Below are 20,831 nucleotides of genomic sequence, written 5' to 3' on the forward strand. Positions count from 1 at the left end.
ATGAAAAGCGTCTTTTTTTATTTGCTGTTACTACTATCTATCTTGTGCTTTGCTGGTTTTGCTCAATCCAGAGATCCTTTTTATCCAGAACAACCTATTGATAGTAATAACACTCACCATTTCATTGATAAAACAGATAATAGTGAAACTCTTCAACACCAAAACAGCACATTACACCATCGTATCTACCCACTACAGTATGCTGATGTAACCACCGTGGCACAGCAGTTAACGAACTATGGAATTTCATTACTCAGTGATCATGGACGAATAGCCATAGATAAAGATTCAAATAGCTTATCCATTATTGATACAGAAAAAGCACATACTGAAATTTCTGATTGGTTAAAAATTAAAGAAACACCACAGCAACAGGTGCATATTACCGCACATATCATCAGTAGCAGTCAGGATGCGTTAAATGAGTTAGGAACGCAGTGGGGATTACTCAATATGAAATCGGCAAATTTAGAAGGTACATCAAACAATACTACAACACCCCATAACATAGCATCAGCACCGCTCACAGCACCTTCTCTTGCCGCATTGGCACTGCATCAAAAAACAAAAAACCCCTTACATTACATAGCCTTTAATATCGCCAGAATTAATAGTCGCCTTTTAGAATTAGAACTAAGCGCCTTAGAACAAGAGAAACAACTCGCCATCATTGCCAGTCCTCGATTAACGGCTGCACATGAAAAAACGGCATCTATCAAGCAAGGAACCGAAATTCCCTATGTCAGCAGAGATAACGATACCATCCGAGTTGAATTTAAAGAGGCTGTTTTGGGGATGGAGGTAACGCCGATCATTCAAAGAAGCAATAAAATTAGATTGCTATTAAAAATTAGTCAAAACACACCAGGTATTGCCTTAGTACAAGGAGGTAGTGAACACCTTTCAATAGATAAACAAGAAATAATGACAGAAGTTACTATTCATGATGGTGAGACTCTGATGTTAGGAGGAATATTTCAACAAAAGCAGCAACAGCATGCAGCAAAAATTCCTTTTTTATCTTCACTGCCATTACTAGGGATACTTTTTAGCCATAAGCGTGACCAACATAGTCGTCATGAATTGGTTATTTTTATTACACCCAAATTAATCTAATTTTCTTAGTGTGATTTATTTTTTTATTATAATACAAACAATTACCTTATTTCTGCCAAGGTAAAACTGTAAGTTATTCATTGTTTTTTCTTATAATCTCTATTTATAGATTTGACGCTGAGGACGATTTAGCTTACAAGGGTTAGCTAATTGAGTGGGCCTGAAACATCACAACGATAATACGGATACATTTTATGCACTTCCTCTTTCTTGGAGGTAGGGCTTTTTATATGTAATATTGATCAACTGATGACAGAAAAGACAAAGTGATCAGATGCGGTTTTCCGGCTAAATTGTGTTAGAATCTCCGCATTGCCAACAAAGATAATATAATTTTTATAGGTCATATCTTGTTATGTACTGTAGGCAAAGGGATTTTTATCCTGTGTTGTCGCTTGCGACAACACGTGGTTATTTAATAGCGTTCTACTGAAAAAACTCAGTTTTAATATGAGAGTAGATACACACGTTATCAGGCGTGAATGAAATAAACACTCATAAATTTCAGTTTAGGTCCCGTCGCTGAATGAATTTGGCGGGGCGGGTTATCATTAACGAATATCTTAGTAATACCAAAAACATGGCAGAGAAACGTAATATCTTTCTGGTTGGGCCTATGGGTGCCGGCAAAAGCACTATTGGTCGTCAGTTAGCTCAACAACTTAGTATGGAATTTTATGATTCCGATCAGGAAATTGAGCGACGTACAGGTGCAGATGTAGGTTGGGTATTTGATGTAGAAGGCGAAGAAGGCTTCCGTCAACGTGAAGAAAAAATAATCAACGAACTTACTGAAAAGCAAGGCATTGTACTAGCAACAGGTGGTGGTTCGGTGAAATCAAGAGAAACCCGTAACCGACTATCAGCACGCGGTGTTGTTGTTTATTTAGAAACCAACATTGAAAAACAACTTGCTCGTACTCAGCGAGATAAAAAACGTCCTTTATTGCAAGGTGTTGAACCCGTACGTGATGTACTGGAAACCCTCGCAGAAGAACGTAATCCTCTTTACGAAGAGATTGCTGATATCACCATTCATACTGATGATCAGAGTGCAAAAATCGTTGCAAATCAAATTATTGAATTATTAGAGAAAAACTAATAAATTCTTTAGATGAGATGAAAGTAAAGACTACTTGAAGAAGGCCGTTGCTATGGAAAAAATCACTGTGACTTTAGGTGAAAGAAGCTATCCCATTACCATTGCTTCTGGCCTTTTTCACCAGCCTGAAACCTTTTTACCTTTAAAAAAAGGGCAACAAGTGATGATTGTCACAAATGTGACACTTGCGCCGCTCTATCTAGACAAGGTAACAAACACCTTAGAACAACAAGGTGTTTTGGTTGATAGCGTGATTTTACCTGATGGGGAACAGTATAAATCCCTGACGGTAATGAATGATGTCTTTACTGCATTATTAGAAAAAAATCACAATCGAGATACAACACTGCTCGCACTAGGGGGTGGTGTTATTGGTGACTTAACAGGCTTTGCGGCTGCAAGTTATCAACGTGGTGTACGTTTTATTCAAGTCCCTACTACGTTATTATCACAGGTCGATTCTTCTGTCGGTGGAAAAACAGCAGTTAACCATCCACTGGGTAAGAATATGATTGGTGCTTTCTATCAGCCGGCATCTGTTGTTATCGATCTCGATTGTCTTGCAACGCTTCCTCCTCGTGAGTTGTCATCAGGCTTAGCGGAGGTGATTAAATATGGCATTATTTTAGATAAAGACTTCTTTATCTGGCTTGAAAACAATATTGATAAACTGATAGCGCTTGAACCTAAAGCCATGGCTTACTGTATTCGCCGTTGCTGTGAACTTAAGGCACAAGTAGTCGCAGCAGACGAAAAAGAGACGAGTGGTCTACGAGCTTTACTTAATTTAGGTCATACTTATGGTCACGCAATTGAAGCACATATGGGATATGGTGTGTGGCTACATGGTGAAGCTGTCGCTGCGGGTATGGTTATGGCGGCTAAAACCGCACAAGATTTGGGTCAATTTACTCAAGCAGAAACTCAGCGAGTGATCCAATTACTTAAAAAAGCAAATCTTCCCGTCAATGGCCCTGATGAGATGCAACCTGAAGACTATTTACCTCATATGATGCGAGATAAAAAAGTTTCCGCGGGTAAATTGCACCTTGTACTACCAAAAGGTATCGGTCAATCAGAACTACGTGCGGATATATCTCGCGAACAAGTGTATAAAGCGATAACATCATGCATTAATGCAAATTAAGCATACCATCACCTAACGAGAGATAAACTGGAAAGTCTATTTAAGGAAAATTCTGGTTAATAATCTCAAATGTGACGTTTCAGAAAAAGCGTTTCATCCTTATACTAGAGGTAATGGCTAACTTTCGCTTTTTGACGCTCTGACGGAGGGCATAATGGACGAGTTCAAACCTGAAAATGAAATTAAGAGTGGCGATAACTCACTCAAACCTGATACTTCGGATAGACCCGAACGTCGCACTAATCGACCTCGTAATAACCCATTAAAAAATGCTCGTTTCTCTGTATCCCGTCAACAGATGATGATAGGTGTTGGGGTACTGGTTCTCATTCTTTTAATTATTGCGATAAGCTCTGCGCTGAAATCACCAGACAGTGATAAAGAAACAACGGCCTCAACAACAGGAACAGAAAAGAATATTGAACTGTCTCAGCCTTCGGTAACATCAACAGACAATCAAACATCCACACCTCAGGAGCTGACGGGCCAACAAATACAGCAGCCTACAACGCAGCCATCTCAAAATCTCCCCCCAATGATTGACTCTCAAGGTCAACGTGTTGAGATCCCAGGAGATATTGTTGATTCACTCAATCAACAACAAGCAGGTGTTAACCAAGCTGTTAATCAACAACAGCAAAATACACAAAACCAACCGACAACGCCACAAACTCCGGTGACCAAACCACAACCGGCACCAACACAAAAACCAGAGGTCAAACCTACACCAACCAAGCCGGTAACACCTCCTGCAACCACACAGACTAAGCCTGTGGCAAAACCAACCACAAAACCCGTTGCATCAGGAGCCTTATCAGCAAATAACCTAGCAGCCATTCCTGCAACAAATTATACTTTGCAGCTAAGTGGTGCGAGTCGCCAAGATACGTTAGAAGCTTTCGCTAAAAAAAATCTTAATGGAAACTACGCTATTTATAAAACCCAGCGTAATGGTAATCCTTGGTATGTACTCATCTATGGTAACTATCGTAATATAAGCGAAGCAAAACAGGCCGTGGCTTCATTACCGGCGGCTGTGCAAGCTAAAAAACCTTGGGTTAGACCTATGAAACATGTTCATCAGGATCTAAAAAAATAAGTTAACGATGTTCACCGCTGATATGCTGTCTGAAACAGAGTACAATCGGCGACTCTGAAACGATTGAGAAATTTGGACGGCATGAAAAAAAAACGCGCATTCCTAAAATGGGCTGGTGGTAAATACCCTTTGGTAGATGACATTAAGCGTCATCTACCTCAAGGTAACTGTTTAATTGAACCTTTTATGGGTGCTGGCTCTGTATTTTTAAATACAGAATATGATTCATATATTCTTGCCGATATAAATAGCGATCTCATCCATCTCTATAATACGGTAAAACTGTATCCTGAAAAATTTATGAAGGATGCTCAACTATTATTCACCCCTCAGATGAATAATGCAGAAGAGTTTTATCAACTACGACAAGACTTTAATCAATCAACAGATCCATACCAACGCAGTGTGCTTTTTCTCTACTTAAACCGTCATTGCTACAATGGATTATGCCGTTACAACTCCAAAGGTGAATATAATGTTCCTTTTGGTCGCTACAAAAAACCTTATTTTCCAGAAGACGAATTGATTTGGTTTTCAGAAAAAGCACAAAAAGCCTTATTTGTCTGCCAAAGCTATTCATCAACCATGACAAATGCCACCAAAGGTTCTGTTGTATACTGTGATCCACCTTATGCACCGTTATCACCGACGGCAAATTTTACCTCATACCATACAAATAGCTTTAGTTTCCAAGAACAACAGCATCTAGCTCAACTTGCCTCAATGTTGGCTTACGAGAGACAGATACCCGTGTTAATATCAAATCATGAAACTGCGTTAACAAAAGAGTGGTATGTAGACGCGAAAGAGCTACATAGTGTGAAAGTCAGAAGAACAATTAGTAGCAACACACTAGGTCGTAGCAAAGTGAACGAATTACTAGCCTTATATAAATAATCGTTAACACTTCCCGACAATGGGAGTGTTGTCAGGAGAACGCGATGAAAGATTTTCTGATTGCCCCTTCTATTTTATCTGCAGATTTCGCCCGCCTTGGTGAAGATACGGAGAAAGTGCTCGCTGCAGGTGCTGATGTGGTTCATTTTGATGTAATGGATAATCACTATGTCCCTAACTTAACGTTCGGTGCACCAATTTGTAAAGCGCTACGCAACTACGGGATCACAGCACCTATTGATGTCCACTTAATGGTAAAACCGGTTGATCGTATTATTCCTGATTTTGCACAAGCAGGAGCAACCTATATTTCATTTCATGCCGAAGCCAGTGAGCATGTTGATCGCACTATTCAATTAATCAAAGATTGTGGCTGTAAAGCAGGTTTAGTCCTTAATCCTGCCACGCCTCTCAACTATCTCGATTATGTAATGGATAAATTAGATCTTATTCTTCTGATGTCAGTAAACCCTGGCTTCGGTGGTCAATCATTTATACCAAAGACACTCGATAAATTACGTCAAGTTCGCAAGATGATTGATGATGGTGGCTATGACATTCGTTTAGAAATTGATGGCGGTGTCAAAGTTGATAATATTGCCGAAATTGCTCAAGCAGGTGCGGATATGTTTGTTGCTGGCTCTGCTATTTTCAATCAGCCAGATTATAAACAGGTTATCGACAATATGCGCCGAGAATTAGATAAGGTATCGAAATGACAGAAAAAAAACTCAAAGGTATTCGTGCTATCGCTTTTGATCTTGATGGTACACTAACTGACAGCGCTGTTGGGCTAACAGAAGCCACAAACTATGCACTAAAAGCAAAAGGCTTCCCAACAGTGGATAAACACCATGTCACCATTTGGGTTGGTAATGGTGTTGATATGCTATTAAAGCGCGCCCTACAACATTGTGGAGTTAAAGATGTCACCGATACTTTATTAAAAGAGGTACGTGATCTCTTTGATGAGTGCTATGCAAACTCTGTCAAAACAGGAAGCAATCTATTTCCACACGTTAAAGAGACACTAGAAAAACTTGCTTCGTATTCTCTCTCCTTAGGCATAGTGACGAATAAACCCACTCCTTTTATCCAACCACTGTTAAAGCAATTAGGTATAGACAACGACTTCTCATTGGTGCTTGGTGGTGATGATGTAAAACAAAAAAAACCCCATCCAGCGCCATTATATTTAACAATGGGCACGTTTGGTGTTAAAAAAGAAGAGCTTCTTTTTGTCGGAGATTCCCGTAACGATATTATCGCCGCACAAGCAGCACAGTGCCCTTGTGTGGGGTTAACTTATGGTTATAACTACGGTGAACCCATTGCAGATAGCAAACCCGATTTTATACTCGACGATTTTGCTGATTTGCTCTCTATCCTTGATATTACGTCAATGACAACAGTGGAACAGAACTAACATGACGACTTCAGTAGAAAAAAAGGCTCAAAAGCCTATTGTATTCAGTGGTGCACAACCTTCTGGTGAGTTAACTATCGGGAACTATATGGGAGCACTACGTCAGTGGGTACAAATGCAAGATGACTACGATTGCATTTACTGTATCGTTGACCAACATGCCATCACTGTACGCCAAGATCCTACCGAACTGCGAAAAAGAACCTTAGATACACTGGCTCTTTATCTCGCTTGTGGCATTGATCCTGAAAAAAGCACAATTTTTGTACAATCTCATGTTCCACAACATGCACAATTAGGCTGGGCGCTAAACTGCTACACCTACTTTGGTGAATTAAGCCGTATGACCCAATTTAAAGATAAATCAGCTCGTCATGCTGAAAATATCAATGCAGGATTATTTGATTATCCCGTCTTAATGGCAGCCGATATCCTCCTTTATCAAACCAACCAAGTACCGGTTGGCATTGACCAAAAACAACATCTTGAATTAAGCCGTGATATTGCCCAACGCTTTAATGCCATCTATGGGGACATTTTCACCGTACCCGATCCTTTTATTCCAAAAGGTGGCGCACGCGTGATGGCATTACAAGATCCCGCTAAGAAAATGTCTAAATCTGATGATAACCGCAATAATGTTATCGCTTTACTTGAAGATCCCAAAGCGGCGGCGAAAAAAATAAAACGTGCTGTTACAGACTCAGAAGAGCCACCTCGCGTTGCGTATGATCTAGAAAACAAAGCTGGTGTTTCTAACTTATTAGATATTTTAGCGGGTGTAACAGGTAAAACTATCCCTGAACTCGAAGCTGAATTTGAAGGCAAAATGTACGGTCATCTAAAAGGCGCGGTTGCTGAGGCTGTATCAGATATGCTGACAAATATTCAAGAACGCTTTAACACCTTCCGTAATGATGAAGCACTATTAAATAAAATCATGAAAGAAGGTGCCGATAAGGCGAAAGCGCGCGCTCAAACAACCTTAGATAAGGTTTATGAAGCTATTGGGTTTATTGCTCACCCATAATCGTTATTATAGGCCAGATAACTGCTGGCCTATTTTCTGACTATTTCTTAAATAGCCTTCTATCAAAACTTTCAATAGTTTGTTTTTGCAATCTTAACTGCATGGTTTTACACCAACTAGCAGATAGTCCTGCCGCTGCTAATAAGCGACGATACGACTCCTCATCAAATGGCATATGAAAAGCAATAGCAATTGCTTCTTTGACAGAGATATCGCTATTTCTTGAGCGTAGAACCAAAGGATGATGACAGCCTACTTCGCCGGGACTTATCACGCGATATAACCAACCACAAAAACCGCTATCTTGCATCAGTTGTGAAAAATCGCTGATATCAGTCACCGTGTTTAACTTATAACAAGGTGAACGAGGCTGGGTCACTTGAATTAAAGCGTCACCCCATTGATATATATCACCAATAAAAACATTCTCTTCTGTCAGACCGGTAGTCGAAATATTTTCACCAAACGCAGGAGCATTAAATAAGTCAGCCAGTTGAGGAAATTGCTCAGACCAGTAATGATAATGTTCTTGAGGATAATGGCACAAAGCGCGATCAGGCCCACCATGAAACCCTTTTTCTGCTTGCTCATCACCTGCTAAGCCCAGTGATGTTAGTTTAATATGCCCATCCACCAGCCTTTTGGTGATCGCACTGGTAAATCCATTTGCAGTCGTCGTGATATTGCCAATAAAAACACTGGGGAAATAGCGCATAACTCATTACCTCAATGAAAAAAAGTCCTTTTATAATAAAGAGAGCAGGCTAAATAAACAATGCCGACAATAATTGTCGGCATTGATAAATAGAGAGAAAAGAGAATGATAGCGATATTATGCTTTGCTCTGATAGCGTTTTTGCGCCTCATCCCAGTTAACTACAGACCAGAATGCTTTGATATAATCAGGACGACGGTTTTGATATTTCAAGTAATACGCATGTTCCCATACATCTAAGCCAATAATTGGATAGCCAGATGCACCTGCTAACTCTTCACCCATTAATGGGCTATCTTGGTTTGCGGTAGAAACAACAGCTAATTTTCCATCATCTTTTAATACTAACCATGCCCAACCTGAACCAAAACGGCTAGCAGCGGCTTTTTCAAACAACTCTTTAAATGCATCAACACTACCAAAATCACGTTCAATGGCATCTTTTAATGAACCATGTAATTGAGTGCCTAGCTTTAATCCTTTCCAGAAGAAGGTATGGTTAGAATGACCACCCGCATTGTTACGTACAAAGGTACGTTGATCAGCAGGTACTTTATGTAAATTCTTAACGAGTTCATCAATTTCTAAACCCGCTAATTCAGGCAGTTTTTCTAACGCAGTATTAGTATTGTTCACATAAGTTTGATGATGCTTAGTATGGTGAATTTCCATTGTGCGCTCATCAAAATGAGGTTCTAGCGCATCATAAGCATAAGGGAGTGCAGGTAATGTATAGCTCATATTAATCTCCAGTGCTGTTTTATATTCGATCACGCCATGTGATTTATCCCTTTATTATAGTGAAAAAAATGTTAATGAAAATCATTATCATATCCATATTATTTTTGTGGTTTTTTTATCCAACCCAGTGACATCAATTTTCACAGTATTTTATTTTAAATAAAAAGCTTATCATTGGTTTAATATTTCATAAAATACTCAAAAGGTAGATAAATTATACATAACAACCTTTAGCACTAATTGATCACGCCATGAAAAGCATTTCCATTATTTCGTGATCTTATGCGCAAAAAAGAAACAATGTCTCTTTACCCTCTTTTGTTAACGACTTTTTGACATAGTATTAACAACAGTAAGGAGAACAATTATGACAAAAATAAACCAACATCACATTCCTGCAAACATTGCAGAGCACGCCCTGATTAATAAAGAGCAATACCAAAAAGATTATGCATTATCCATCGAAAACCCTGAGGCCTTTTGGGCAGATAAAGGGAAAATTGTTGATTGGATAACCCCCTATACTATCGTGAAAAATACCTCCTTTGATCCAGGCCATGTCCGTATTCGCTGGTTTGAAGATGGGCAACTTAACATTAGCCAAAACTGTCTTGATCGCCATTTAGAAAAACGCGCGGATCAAGTTGCTATTATTTGGGAAGGTGATTCCCCTAATGAATCGAAAAGCATTACCTATCGCCAACTTCATCAAGATGTTTGTCAATTCGCCAATGTATTAAAAAAACTGGGTATCAAAAAAGGCGATGTGGTGGCTATTTATATGCCAATGGTTCCTGAAGCGGCTGTTGCGATGTTGGCTTGTACTCGTATTGGGGCTATTCATTCTGTTATTTTTGGTGGTTTCTCACCAGAAGCAGTGGCAGGGCGCATTATTGACTCTAAAGCAAAATTAGTGATCACCGCAGATGAAGGCTTACGTGCTGGTAGAGCAATACCCTTAAAGAAAAATGTTGATGATGCCCTCACTCATGTGGATATCCCGCCTATTGAACATGTTGTGGTCTTACGTCGAACAGGGCAAACAGAACAATGGATTGAAGGACGCGATTTATGGTGGGATGAAATTGTTCAAGGCGTCAGTACAGAATGTGATGTGGAAGTCATGAACGCAGAAGATCCACTCTTTATTCTCTACACATCAGGATCTACGGGGAAACCCAAAGGCGTGTTGCACACCACTGGCGGTTATCTTGTTTATGCCTCAATGACCTTTAAATACACCTTTGACTATCATGATGGTGAGATTTATTGGTGTACAGCGGATGTCGGTTGGGTAACTGGCCATAGCTACTTGTTATATGGCCCGCTATCAAATGGTGCCACAACAGTGATGTTTGAGGGCGTCCCCAATTACCCCTCCGTCAATCGTATGGCTCAGATTGTTGATAAACACCAAGTTAATATTCTCTATACCGCACCTACTGCGATCCGCGCATTAATGGCGGAAGGAGACAAAGCCATTGAAGGTACGCAACGAACCTCTTTACGTATTTTAGGCTCAGTAGGAGAGCCTATTAACCCAGAAGCTTGGGAATGGTTTTATCAAAAAATGGGACGTAGCCAATGCCCTATTGTTGATACATGGTGGCAAACAGAAACAGGAGGTTTCATGATAACCCCATTGCCGGGAGCAATGGATCTAAAACCAGGCTCAGCGACTCGTCCATTCTTTGGTGTACAACCTGCAATTGTTGACAATATGGGGGAAATACAAGACGGTGCTTGTGAAGGTAATTTGGTGATCGTAGATTCATGGCCGGGCCAAGCAAGAACATTATTTGGCGATCATGACCGTTTTGAACAGACTTACTTTTCGACCTTTAAAGGCATGTACTTTTCAGGTGACGGTGCCCGTCGTGATGAGGACGGTGATTATTGGATAACAGGCCGTGTTGATGATGTTTTAAATATCTCTGGTCACCGTTTAGGTACTGCCGAAATTGAATCCGCACTTGTCGCCCATCCTAAAATTGCAGAAGCGGCTGTTGTTGGTATTCCCCATAATATAAAAGGACAAGCTATTTATGCTTATGTCACGCTAAATCATGGTGAAGAGCCTACGGCAGAGCTTTATACAGAAGTGCGCAATTGGGTACGTAAAGAGATAGGCCCAATAGCAACACCTGATATCCTTCATTGGACAGATGCCTTACCTAAAACACGCTCTGGGAAAATTATGCGTCGTATCTTGCGTAAAATTGCCTCTGGCGACACAACTAACCTTGGAGATACCTCAACACTCGCCGATCCAGGCGTTGTAGAAAAACTGTTAGAAGAAAAACAGTCTCTATCACTGACCATTTAAAGAGCTAGTGCTCAAATAATACAGCAGTCAATAAAACCGGAATACTACTATGCAAAGGCATTTTATGCCTTTGCAGGGCTCTCTTATCACAAATTCATGACATGCGGGGATAAACACCTCTAAATCATGTAATAAACCAAATAATTATTTTGAGGAGAACTCTGATGAATCCCAATATTTATCAAGAGATAGAAAATAACCCTCGCTTTAAAGAACTGGTTAAAAAACGTAGTCGTTTCTCATGGGGACTTTCGATTATTACACTTGTTATGTATGTCTCATTTATATTGCTGATTGCTTTTTATCCACAATGGTTAGGTACACCGCTCTATGAAGGCAGTTACATTACACGAGGTATTCCTATCGGTATTGGCTTAATTATCGCCTCTTTTCTACTAACAGGGATTTACGTTATTAGAGCAAATACAGAGTTTGACAAATTAACGGCAGAAATTCTTGGTGAGGTAGAAAAATGAAAAATAAACACTACGCCATATCACTATTAACGTTATTATCCCCCAATGTATTAGCCGCAGCGATAACAGAAGGGGGTGAAAAACAGCCAATTAACTTCCAAGCCATTATCATGTTTCTGATCTTTGTTGGCTTAACACTGTATATTACTTACTGGGCCTCTAAACGAACACGATCACGGTCTGATTATTACACTGCGGGTGGCAAAATTACCGGATTTCAAAATGGTATGGCTATCGCTGGTGATTTTATGTCTGCCGCCTCCTTTTTAGGAATTTCAGCGTTAGTATACACTTCTGGCTATGATGGACTTATCTACTCTATTGGCTTTTTAATCGGCTGGCCAATCATTCTATTTATTATCGCTGAACGTTTGCGTAATTTAGGACGCTATACTTTTGCTGATGTTGTCTCTTACCGTTTAAGTCCAAAGCCCATTAGAACACTTTCTGCAATAGGTTCATTAGTTGTTGTTGCCCTCTATCTTATTGCTCAAATGGTAGGGGCGGGTAAATTAATCGAGCTGCTTTTTGGCTTAAACTACCATATTGCGGTGATCTTAGTCGGTATTTTAATGGTTCTTTATGTCCTTTTTGGCGGCATGTTAGCCACCACTTGGGTACAAATAATCAAAGCCATTTTATTACTCGCCGGTGCAACTTTTATGGCGGTCATGGTAATGAAAGCGGCGGACTTTAACTTCAATACCTTGTTTAAAGAAGCTGTTAACGTCCATCAAAAAGGCTTTTCTATCATGAGTCCAGGAGGGTTAGTTTCTGATCCTATCTCTGCATTATCCTTAGGTCTTGCCTTAATGTTTGGTACCGCAGGACTTCCCCACATTATCATGCGCTTTTTTACCGTTAGCGATGCAAAAGAGGCTCGTAAAAGTGTTTTCTATGCGACAGGTTTTATCGGTTATTTCTATATTCTTACTTTTATTATTGGTTTCGGGGCTATCTTACTCGTTAGCCCTAATCCTCTGTTCAAAGATGCCGCTGGTGCTTTAATTGGTGGCACCAATATGGCCGCTGTTCATTTAGCGGATGCTGTTGGTGGTAATTTCTTCCTTGGTTTTATTTCTGCAGTCGCTTTTGCCACTATTTTAGCCGTTGTTGCAGGATTAACTTTAGCAGGTGCATCTGCCGTTTCTCATGATTTATACGCCAATGTAATTAAAAATGGCCAAGCAGATGAGCGACAAGAGCTAAAAGTTTCGAAAATAACGGTTGTTATTCTCGGCATTGTCGCCATTGGTTTAGGTATTTTATTTGAGAAACAGAATATTGCCTTTATGGTCGGTTTAGCTTTCTCTATCGCTGCAAGTTGTAATTTCCCTATTATCTTACTCTCTATGTATTGGAAGGGATTAACAACACGTGGGGCTGTCATTGGTGGCTGGTCTGGCTTAATTGTTGCCGTTACCTTAATGATCTTAGGTCCCACGATCTGGGTGAGTATTCTTGGTCATGATACACCTATTTATCCTTACGAGTACCCTGCTCTTTTCTCTATGATCATTGCCTTTATCGTTTCATGGTTATTCTCCATTACCGATAATTCTTCTCTGGCAACTCAAGAGCGTATGAAATTTGAAGCTCAGTTTATTCGCTCACAAATAGGTATTGGTGCAGAGCAAGGTAAACCTCATTAAACATCTGTAAAATAGTTTTTTATTCTTAAAGTGCCAACAATGTTGGCACTTTTTTTTACTCTTTACTTAATTAAATTAATATCGGTTTAAAAATACATATCTATACGATATTTTAAATTACTATTAACTAATGTGGTTTAATTTTAAGTCTATTGAAAAATTTCAAGCAAGATCAATTAATTAAAATTATTATAACAATAATTAAAAGTGTAAATATAACTATAAGTAACAGTATAATAAGTCAATAAAAGATAAGATAAGTACTGAAATATCAATTTCAGACTCGTTTTAGCTAAACAAGACTTGTATTATGAAATGCTAAATGGTTAACTTTTTATTCTATATGGAAAAAGGTGATAATGATAAAAGCATGTCTCAAGTAATAAACTTTTCTCTTTTATTTATTTTATCTATAGTACCTGCACTATTAGCGGGTTCAACCCTGCATATTGAACAAAAGTTCTCTATGGTGATTATCGGTTGGCTCCTGATGTTGCTCTGCGCAGGTATCTATCGGTTTACTATAGGAAAAGTGATTACTTTTATTGTTGCAGCTTTATGGTCTTTAAACCTCTCCATCTCACTGTTTTTTTATCGTGAACATGATATTCCCTTTTCATCATCAATAGCAGAAACTTTCATTAATACTAATGGAAGTGAAACTGTTGGTATGCTCTCTTATAATAAATATTATGTACTCTTTTATATTGTTATATTTACCAGTTTTTTCTATTTAATACATATTAGCGCCCGTTATTTAAATAACAAAACTAATAAAAGATGTTTAATTGCTATTTTTATATTAATAATTCTTATTTCTCTATACAAAAACTTAGCAATAAGATCAGAGAGTAAAACCCAATTACTTGCTGAGTATTATCTACTTAACACCCCTTTTTACAATGCAGCAGCTTTAGTGCGGACTTTCCACGAAAATAGACAAATCAAAAAGATCACATCAGAAAAAGTTAATTTTAACTATGATAAAGTGGATCAAAAAACAGAAATTTATATTCTTTTGATTGGTGAATCAGTACGACGTGATCATTTAGGAATTTATGGGTATCCGTACGATACTACCCCTAATTTAGAGAAAGAAAAAAATAATATTTTATTATTTAAGCAAGCTTATTCTCCTGCGCCTGTGACCATATTATCAGTACCCATATCCCTTTCTAATATCAACCTAACAGAGTTATATGATAAGAAACACTACGCTGATAATATCATTTCTCTTGCCAATCATGCTAGCTTCAAAACATATTGGTTAAGTAACCAAGGTAAAGGAAATCCAAAAACGAGTGTGATTTCTGTTATTGCCAATATGGCCCAACATAAAAAATGGAATGAATTTATTGGCTATGATGAAGAATTATTGCCATTTTTAGATAATGCGCTTAATGATAACTCATCAAATAAAAAGCTCATTGTCCTACATACTTATGGTAGTCATGAGCCAGCATGTAATCGTTTTCCTAGCACTTACCTTAAAACCTTTTCCCAACAAGAAGATGATAACTGCTACGATAGCTCTATCGCTTATACTGACAAGCTTATCAGCCAAATTATTGAAAAAATACAAGATAAACCCGCATCTATACTCTATTTTTCAGATCACGCATTACAACGATTAGATAAAAATAGAGAAGTACGTTATCACCATGGCGTGAACAGTCCTCGCCAAGAAGCTTATAATATACCGCTCTTTATTTGGTATAGCGCATCTGCAACGCGACCAAATATCAATAAAGAAAATTTAAATAAACCTTTTTCCACCGCAGATAATTATTGGCTATTAAGCCAATGGCTAGGTATTGAACATAACTCAGCGAAAAAATGTTACTCACCTTTAAGCGAATGCTATCAAACAAAAACGTCAATGATGGTCATCGATGGTAATAAGAAGTTATTAAACTACGCACTATTAGAATCAGAAGAGCAAGCGCCTCAATAAAGAGGCGCGTGACTTAATTTAACAATCTTCAATAATCACATAAATCGCATTTAAAGAGCCATGAACACCAACAACCTTAATTAATTCAATATCTGATGTGCAACTAGGACCACTAATAATATTAATACAAGAAGGCATTCTTATATTTTTTAATGCCATTTGATGTAATCTTTCTGCTAACTGAGCAACTCGAGGTAAAATCGTACTGCGTTTTAGTACAAAAATCGTGGTTTCAGGGATCAATCCAACACTTCTTCCTTTGTCAGCCCCAGAAAATAAAACAACACCGCCAGATTCTGCAAGTCCATATTCAGCAAATACAATTCCGACTTTTGCCTCTTTTACCCGTTCAATATTTTTTTTACCCTCAGTATGATCCCAAATATTGGCATGACAGTGTTCTGATAAATAATCAATCACCCCACTTTCCTGTAATCGTGGATCACCCGTTAATATCACTGGTAAACCATACTGTTCACAAAGAGTCTCTAAATGCTTAGGTAAAGATGACAATGTTGTCGTTTCATAAGTACTTCCTGCTAACTGAGCTGTATTGAGAAAATATTGATAAAGTTCATCATCAGAAAGCTCCGTTAATCGTTGTTCTGGATATAAATTTACTGGTTCAGGTAAAGCTTCAGGTTGCGTTTTTAACGGCCTACCTAATTGAGAAGCAAGATTTGATAAAAAGCGTTCTTTATTGTTATCCATCTCTTATTTCTCCTCTTTTTGGTGTTTTTTAAACCAACTACGAAAACTTTCACCATCACCTTCAGGTAAATTTCTCGCTTCTGTCCATGCTTTTATTGCACCGATATTTAATGGCGCTTTACCTTCTTTAATAAACCATTTTGTAGCATGAGCCCCCATATTCATCCCAACTTTCCATAACATAGGATGGCGGTTCACATAATTAAATACCCGAGTAATATTACGTTCAGTTGTCGGTGTTATACCTTGCTCTACCATGACTTCACGATGTTTCTTTATAAGATTTGATAAAGGTATTTTTACTGGGCAAACGCTATCACAAGCAGTACATAATGAGCAGACATAAGGCAGGTTTTTAAAGTCTTTATATCCACCAAGTAGTGGCGTTAAGACGGCACCAACAGGGCCTGGATAGATAGAATCATATCCTTGACCGCCAATATGGCGATAAGCAGGGCAAGTATTCATACAAGCACCACAACGGATACAACGTAAAATATCTTTAAATTCAGAACCAATGATCTTCGAGCGGCCATTGTCCACAATAACAAGATGGAAATCTTCTGGGCCATCAACGTTGTCATTCTCTTTAGGGCCAGTAAGCCATGTATTATAGCCCGTTAAACGTAACCCTACTGCACTACGGGCCAACATGGTAATTAAGATATCTACCTCTTTAAAAGTAGGTGCAATACGTTCCATCCCCATCACCGCAATATGCGTTTTGGGTAATGTTGTACTTAATCGTGCATTACCTTCATTAGTGACTAAACAAACAGAACCTGTTTCTGCTACCGCAAAATTACACCCCGTAATACCGATATCGGCAGTAAAAAAATCGTCTCTAATGTTCTGGCGAACAAAACGCGTCATTTCTTCTGGTGTATCTGAGCCGTTATAACCCAGTTTGTCATGAAATATTTGACGTATCTGAGCTCTATTTTTATGAATAGCAGGGACCACTACATGAGATGGGGCATCTTTTGCTTGTTGAAGAATAAACTCGGCTAAATCGGTTTCAATAACATTAATACCTGCATTTTCTAATACAGGGTTTAAGCCAATTTCTTCCGTCACCATTGATTTGGCTTTGACTATTTTTTTGGCTTTTTTCTCTTTTGCAATATTGAGAATATATTGAGAGGCTTCTTCTTTCGTTTGAGCAAAGAAAACATGCCCACCATGTTGTTCTATTTTTTCAGATAATTGATATAAATAGGCATCTAAATTAGCAAGTACATGATCACGAATTTGTGCCGCTCTATCCCGCCAATCCTCCCAGTGTCCTAATTCATCAACCATTTTTTGACGATTACGGCCAATAGTTTCTTGCGCATTAGCAACGGCTTTTTGCATAATTTGATCGTGAACTTGACGATCAATTAGCGTTTTAAAAGGAAGAGAGCTTGTTTTTAATGACATAATTCCTCCTCATTGCTCATCAATACTTGCGCAATATGCATCACTTTAACTGGACGACCTTCTCTCTCTAAACGACCACCTATATTTAATAAGCAACTGACATCCGCACCAATTAAATAGTCAGGATGAACATCCATAATGTGGTGAACTTTTTCTTTGACCATTTCACCTGAAATTTCAGCCATTTTTACCGAAAACGTCCCCCCAAAACCACAACAGGTTTCCATATTGTCAAAAGGTAATAATTCTAGCCCTTTTACATGGCGTAATAATGTGAGTGGCTCTTCTTTCACTCCCATTTTACGAAATAAGCTGCAAGACGGGTGATAAACAGCTTTTCCTTTAAGGCTTGCACCTACATCAACAATATTTAATTGATTAACGATAAAGGAGGTGAGATCAAACATGCGATTAGCTATTTTTTCTGCACGAATAGCCCAGTCAGGTTCATTTACCAGATATTTAGCATAACTTTTAATAGCAAAAGAACATGATCCAGCAGGAGAAATAATAGGATAGTCATTAACTTCAAAGGTTTTAATCAAGTTTTTCATCGCTGGAATGGCATCTTTAATATATCCACTATTAATAGCAGGTTGACCACAACAGCCCTGTTTTTCGAGAAAATGAACTCGACAGCCTAGTTTTTCTAACAGCAATACGCTATCTCTTGCCATCTGAGACTTTAAAGCGTCACCAATGCATGTTACATAAAAATTAACATCCATACTTATGCTCCCATTGCTTTTATCTATGTAGAGTAAGTAAATAAGCCGAGACTCATTTATAAACTCATTTGTATGACAAATAGTGTTGCATAAAAATAATGTTAAATATATGTGTATAAGTGTTTTTTTTATAAATTTACAGTTTTCAAGAAATAAAGAAATGGGAATATAAAGGGTATTTATGATTATTTTTTAATAAAAACAATTTATTACTGTGGCAAATTGAGGGAGTTTATTAAGTCTAGTTTTATTAAGATAAATAAAGAATTTAACGTAAGCGAAATAGAATAAACGCAAAAAAGCCAACCCATTGGGTTGGCTTTCTCGTCTTATTTAATGCTTGGCAGTTCCCTACTCTCACATGGGGAGACCCCACACTACCATCGGCGCTACGGCGTTTCACTTCTGAGTTCGGCATGGGATCAGGTGGGACCACCGCGCTATGGCCGCCAAGCAAATTCTGTCTATTACTCGCTTCTTTCCTTTCGGTAAGTCACCAGTAATTTAATCTTGAACAAGCTGACTTTATTGTTTCGTCTCTCTGACAAAACACCTTCGGTGTTGTCAGGTTAAGCCTCACGGTTCATTAGTACTGGTTAGCTCAACGTATCGCTACGCTTACACACCCAGCCTATCAACGTCTTAGTCTTAAACGTTCCTTTAGGTCGCTTAAAGCGACAGGGAAGACTCATCTCGAGGCAAGTTTCCCGCTTAGATGCTTTCAGCGGTTATCTCTTCCGCACTTAGCTACCGGGCAATGCCATTGGCATGACAACCCGAACACCAGTGGTGCGTTCACTCCGGTCCTCTCGTACTAGGAGCAACCCCTCTCAATCTTCCAACGCCCACGGCAGATAGGGACCGAACTGTCTCACGACGTTCTAAACCCAGCTCGCGTACCACTTTAAATGGCGAACAGCCATACCCTTGGGACCTACTTCAGCCCCAGGATGTGATGAGCCGACATCGAGGTGCCAAACACCGCCGTCGATATGAACTCTTGGGCGGTATCAGCCTGTTATCCCCGGAGTACCTTTTATCCGTTGAGCGATGGCCCTTCCATTCAGAACCACCGGATCACTAAGACCTACTTTCGTACCTGCTCGAGCCGTCACTCTCGCAGTCAAGCTGGCTTATGCCTTTGCACTAACCGCATGATGTCCGACCATGCTTAGCCAACCTTCGTGCTCCTCCGTTACTCTTTAGGAGGAGACCGCCCCAGTCAAACTACCCACCAGACACGGTCCCCGACCCAGTTTATGGGCCTAGGTTAGAACATCAAACGTTAAAGGGTGGTATTTCAAGGTTGGCTCCATGCAGACTGGCGTCCACACTTCAAAGCCTCCCACCTATCCTACACATCAAGGCTCAATGTTCAGTGTCAAGCTATAGTAAAGGTTCACGGGGTCTTTCCGTCTTGCCGCGGGTACACTGCATCTTCACAGCGAGTTCAATTTCACTGAGTCTCGGGTGGAGACAGCCTGGCCATCATTACGCCATTCGTGCAGGTCGGAACTTACCCGACAAGGAATTTCGCTACCTTAGGACCGTTATAGTTACGGCCGCCGTTTACTGGGGCTTCGATCAGGAGCTTCGCCTTACGGCTGACCCCATCAATTAACCTTCCAGCACCGGGCAGGCGTCACACCGTATACGTCCACTTTCGTGTTTGCACAGTGCTGTGTTTTTAATAAACAGTTGCAGCCAGCTGGTATCTTCGACTGGCTTCAGCGCCGTCCGCGAGGGACTTTACCTACCGCCAGCGTGCCTTCTCCCGAAGTTACGGCACCATTTTGCCTAGTTCCTTCACCCGAGTTCTCTCAAGCGCCTGAGTATTCTCTACCTGACCACCTGTGTCGGTTTGGGGTACGATTGTTGGTAACCTGAAGCTTAGAGGCTTTTCCTGGAAGCGGGGCATCAATTGCTTCACCACCTTGGTGGTTCGTCATCACATCTCAGCATTAAGTGACCGGATTTGCCTAATCACTCTGCCTACCTGCTTGAACCGGGACGACCGTCGCCCGGACAACCTAGCCTTCTCCGTTCCCCCATCGCAGTTACCACCAGTACGGGAATATTAACCCGTTTCCCATCGACTACGCTTTTCAGCCTCGCCTTAGGGGTCGACTCACCCTGCCCCGATTAACGTTGGACAGGAACCCTTGGTCTTCCGGCGTGCGGGTTTTTCACCCGCATTATCGTTACTTATGTCAGCATTCGCACTTCTGATACCTCCAGCATACCTCACAGTACACCTTCGCAGGCTTACAGAACGCTCCCCTACCCAAC

The 20,831-nt window shown here is 39.7% G+C and carries 17 protein-coding genes and 2 rRNA genes; 12 read left to right on the plus strand and 7 right to left on the minus strand.

The window, feature by feature from the left end:
• The 8 genes from AACU98_RS08870 to trpS all read left to right on the plus strand — a co-directional run bounded on the left by AACU98_RS08870 (window position 1) and on the right by trpS (window position 7,817).
• Window positions 1-1,116: a secretin N-terminal domain-containing protein gene (locus AACU98_RS08870; protein ID WP_004246639.1), complete on the plus strand. Its 1,116-nt coding sequence runs from the start codon at window positions 1-3 to the stop codon at window positions 1,114-1,116.
• Between the two features lie 580 nt (window positions 1,117-1,696).
• Complete coding sequence (aroK, locus tag AACU98_RS08875; RefSeq protein ID WP_012368596.1) at window positions 1,697-2,218, plus strand: shikimate kinase AroK; 522 nt, start codon at window positions 1,697-1,699, stop codon at window positions 2,216-2,218.
• 52 nt (window positions 2,219-2,270) lie between these two features.
• Window positions 2,271-3,365, plus strand: coding sequence for a 3-dehydroquinate synthase (gene aroB, locus AACU98_RS08880; protein WP_004249857.1), 1,095 nt, complete (start codon window positions 2,271-2,273; stop codon window positions 3,363-3,365).
• A gap of 154 nt (window positions 3,366-3,519) precedes the next feature.
• Window positions 3,520-4,464 carry an SPOR domain-containing protein gene (locus AACU98_RS08885; RefSeq protein WP_004246636.1) on the plus strand — a complete coding sequence of 315 codons (945 nt, stop codon included), beginning with the start codon at window positions 3,520-3,522 and terminating at the stop codon, window positions 4,462-4,464.
• Window positions 4,465-4,545: 81 nt separating this feature from the next.
• Window positions 4,546-5,361, plus strand: a complete 816-nt coding sequence (dam, locus tag AACU98_RS08890) for an adenine-specific DNA-methyltransferase (protein ID WP_004249858.1) — start codon at window positions 4,546-4,548, stop codon at window positions 5,359-5,361.
• A 44-nt stretch (window positions 5,362-5,405) separates the two neighbouring features.
• Window positions 5,406-6,080, plus strand: coding sequence for a ribulose-phosphate 3-epimerase (gene rpe, locus AACU98_RS08895; RefSeq protein ID WP_004246629.1), 675 nt, complete (start codon window positions 5,406-5,408; stop codon window positions 6,078-6,080).
• Window positions 6,077-6,787: a phosphoglycolate phosphatase gene (locus AACU98_RS08900; RefSeq protein ID WP_110706858.1), complete on the plus strand. Its 711-nt coding sequence runs from the start codon at window positions 6,077-6,079 to the stop codon at window positions 6,785-6,787. The genes rpe and AACU98_RS08900 overlap by 4 nt, the downstream gene beginning before the upstream one ends.
• 1 nt (window position 6,788) lies before the next feature.
• Window positions 6,789-7,817: a tryptophan--tRNA ligase gene (trpS, locus tag AACU98_RS08905; protein WP_004246627.1), complete on the plus strand. Its 1,029-nt coding sequence runs from the start codon at window positions 6,789-6,791 to the stop codon at window positions 7,815-7,817.
• 40 nt (window positions 7,818-7,857) lie between these two features.
• On the opposite strand, the gene yiiM is transcribed toward trpS, so the two are convergent.
• Window positions 7,858-8,532, minus strand: a complete 675-nt coding sequence (yiiM, locus tag AACU98_RS08910; RefSeq protein ID WP_004246625.1) for a 6-hydroxyaminopurine reductase — start codon at window positions 8,530-8,532, stop codon at window positions 7,858-7,860.
• 117 nt (window positions 8,533-8,649) lie between these two features.
• The gene (sodA, locus tag AACU98_RS08915; RefSeq protein ID WP_004249861.1) at window positions 8,650-9,273 is read right to left on the minus strand and encodes a superoxide dismutase [Mn]; all 624 of its coding nucleotides are present in this window, start codon (window positions 9,271-9,273) and stop codon (window positions 8,650-8,652) included.
• A 367-nt stretch (window positions 9,274-9,640) separates the two neighbouring features.
• Between sodA and acs the strand changes: the two genes are divergently transcribed.
• The 4 genes from acs to AACU98_RS08935 all read left to right on the plus strand — a co-directional run bounded on the left by acs (window position 9,641) and on the right by AACU98_RS08935 (window position 15,681).
• Window positions 9,641-11,599, plus strand: coding sequence for an acetate--CoA ligase (gene acs, locus AACU98_RS08920; RefSeq protein WP_004249862.1), 1,959 nt, complete (start codon window positions 9,641-9,643; stop codon window positions 11,597-11,599).
• Window positions 11,600-11,763: 164 nt separating this feature from the next.
• Window positions 11,764-12,075 carry a DUF485 domain-containing protein gene (locus tag AACU98_RS08925; protein ID WP_004246621.1) on the plus strand — a complete coding sequence of 104 codons (312 nt, stop codon included), beginning with the start codon at window positions 11,764-11,766 and terminating at the stop codon, window positions 12,073-12,075.
• Window positions 12,072-13,727 (plus strand): cation acetate symporter, encoded by a 1,656-nt coding sequence (locus AACU98_RS08930; protein WP_004246620.1) that lies wholly within the window; start codon window positions 12,072-12,074, stop codon window positions 13,725-13,727. Before AACU98_RS08925 ends, AACU98_RS08930 begins: the two co-directional genes overlap by 4 nt.
• A 322-nt stretch (window positions 13,728-14,049) precedes the next feature.
• Window positions 14,050-15,681: a phosphoethanolamine transferase gene (locus AACU98_RS08935; RefSeq protein ID WP_161735844.1), complete on the plus strand. Its 1,632-nt coding sequence runs from the start codon at window positions 14,050-14,052 to the stop codon at window positions 15,679-15,681.
• Window positions 15,682-15,699: 18 nt separating this feature from the next.
• On the opposite strand, the gene AACU98_RS08940 is transcribed toward AACU98_RS08935, so the two are convergent.
• The 5 genes from AACU98_RS08940 to AACU98_RS08960 all read right to left on the minus strand — a co-directional run.
• Window positions 15,700-16,392 (minus strand): LutC/YkgG family protein, encoded by a 693-nt coding sequence (locus tag AACU98_RS08940; protein WP_004249865.1) that lies wholly within the window; start codon window positions 16,390-16,392, stop codon window positions 15,700-15,702.
• A 3-nt stretch (window positions 16,393-16,395) separates the two neighbouring features.
• Entirely contained in the window at window positions 16,396-17,814 is a 1,419-nt protein-coding gene (locus AACU98_RS08945; RefSeq protein WP_004246616.1) for a LutB/LldF family L-lactate oxidation iron-sulfur protein, read from the minus strand.
• Window positions 17,805-18,542, minus strand: a complete 738-nt coding sequence (locus AACU98_RS08950) for a (Fe-S)-binding protein (RefSeq protein WP_017628596.1) — start codon at window positions 18,540-18,542, stop codon at window positions 17,805-17,807. Before AACU98_RS08950 ends, AACU98_RS08945 begins: the two co-directional genes overlap by 10 nt.
• Before the next feature lie 338 nt (window positions 18,543-18,880).
• Window positions 18,881-18,996, minus strand: a 5S ribosomal RNA gene (rrf, locus tag AACU98_RS08955).
• 111 nt (window positions 18,997-19,107) lie between these two features.
• Window positions 19,108-20,831, minus strand: a 23S ribosomal RNA gene (locus tag AACU98_RS08960); the annotation flags it as partial.

Source organism: Proteus sp. G4380 (assembly GCF_963885725.1).
In the GTDB taxonomy this organism is placed as follows: Bacteria; Pseudomonadota; Gammaproteobacteria; order Enterobacterales; family Enterobacteriaceae; genus Proteus; species Proteus mirabilis.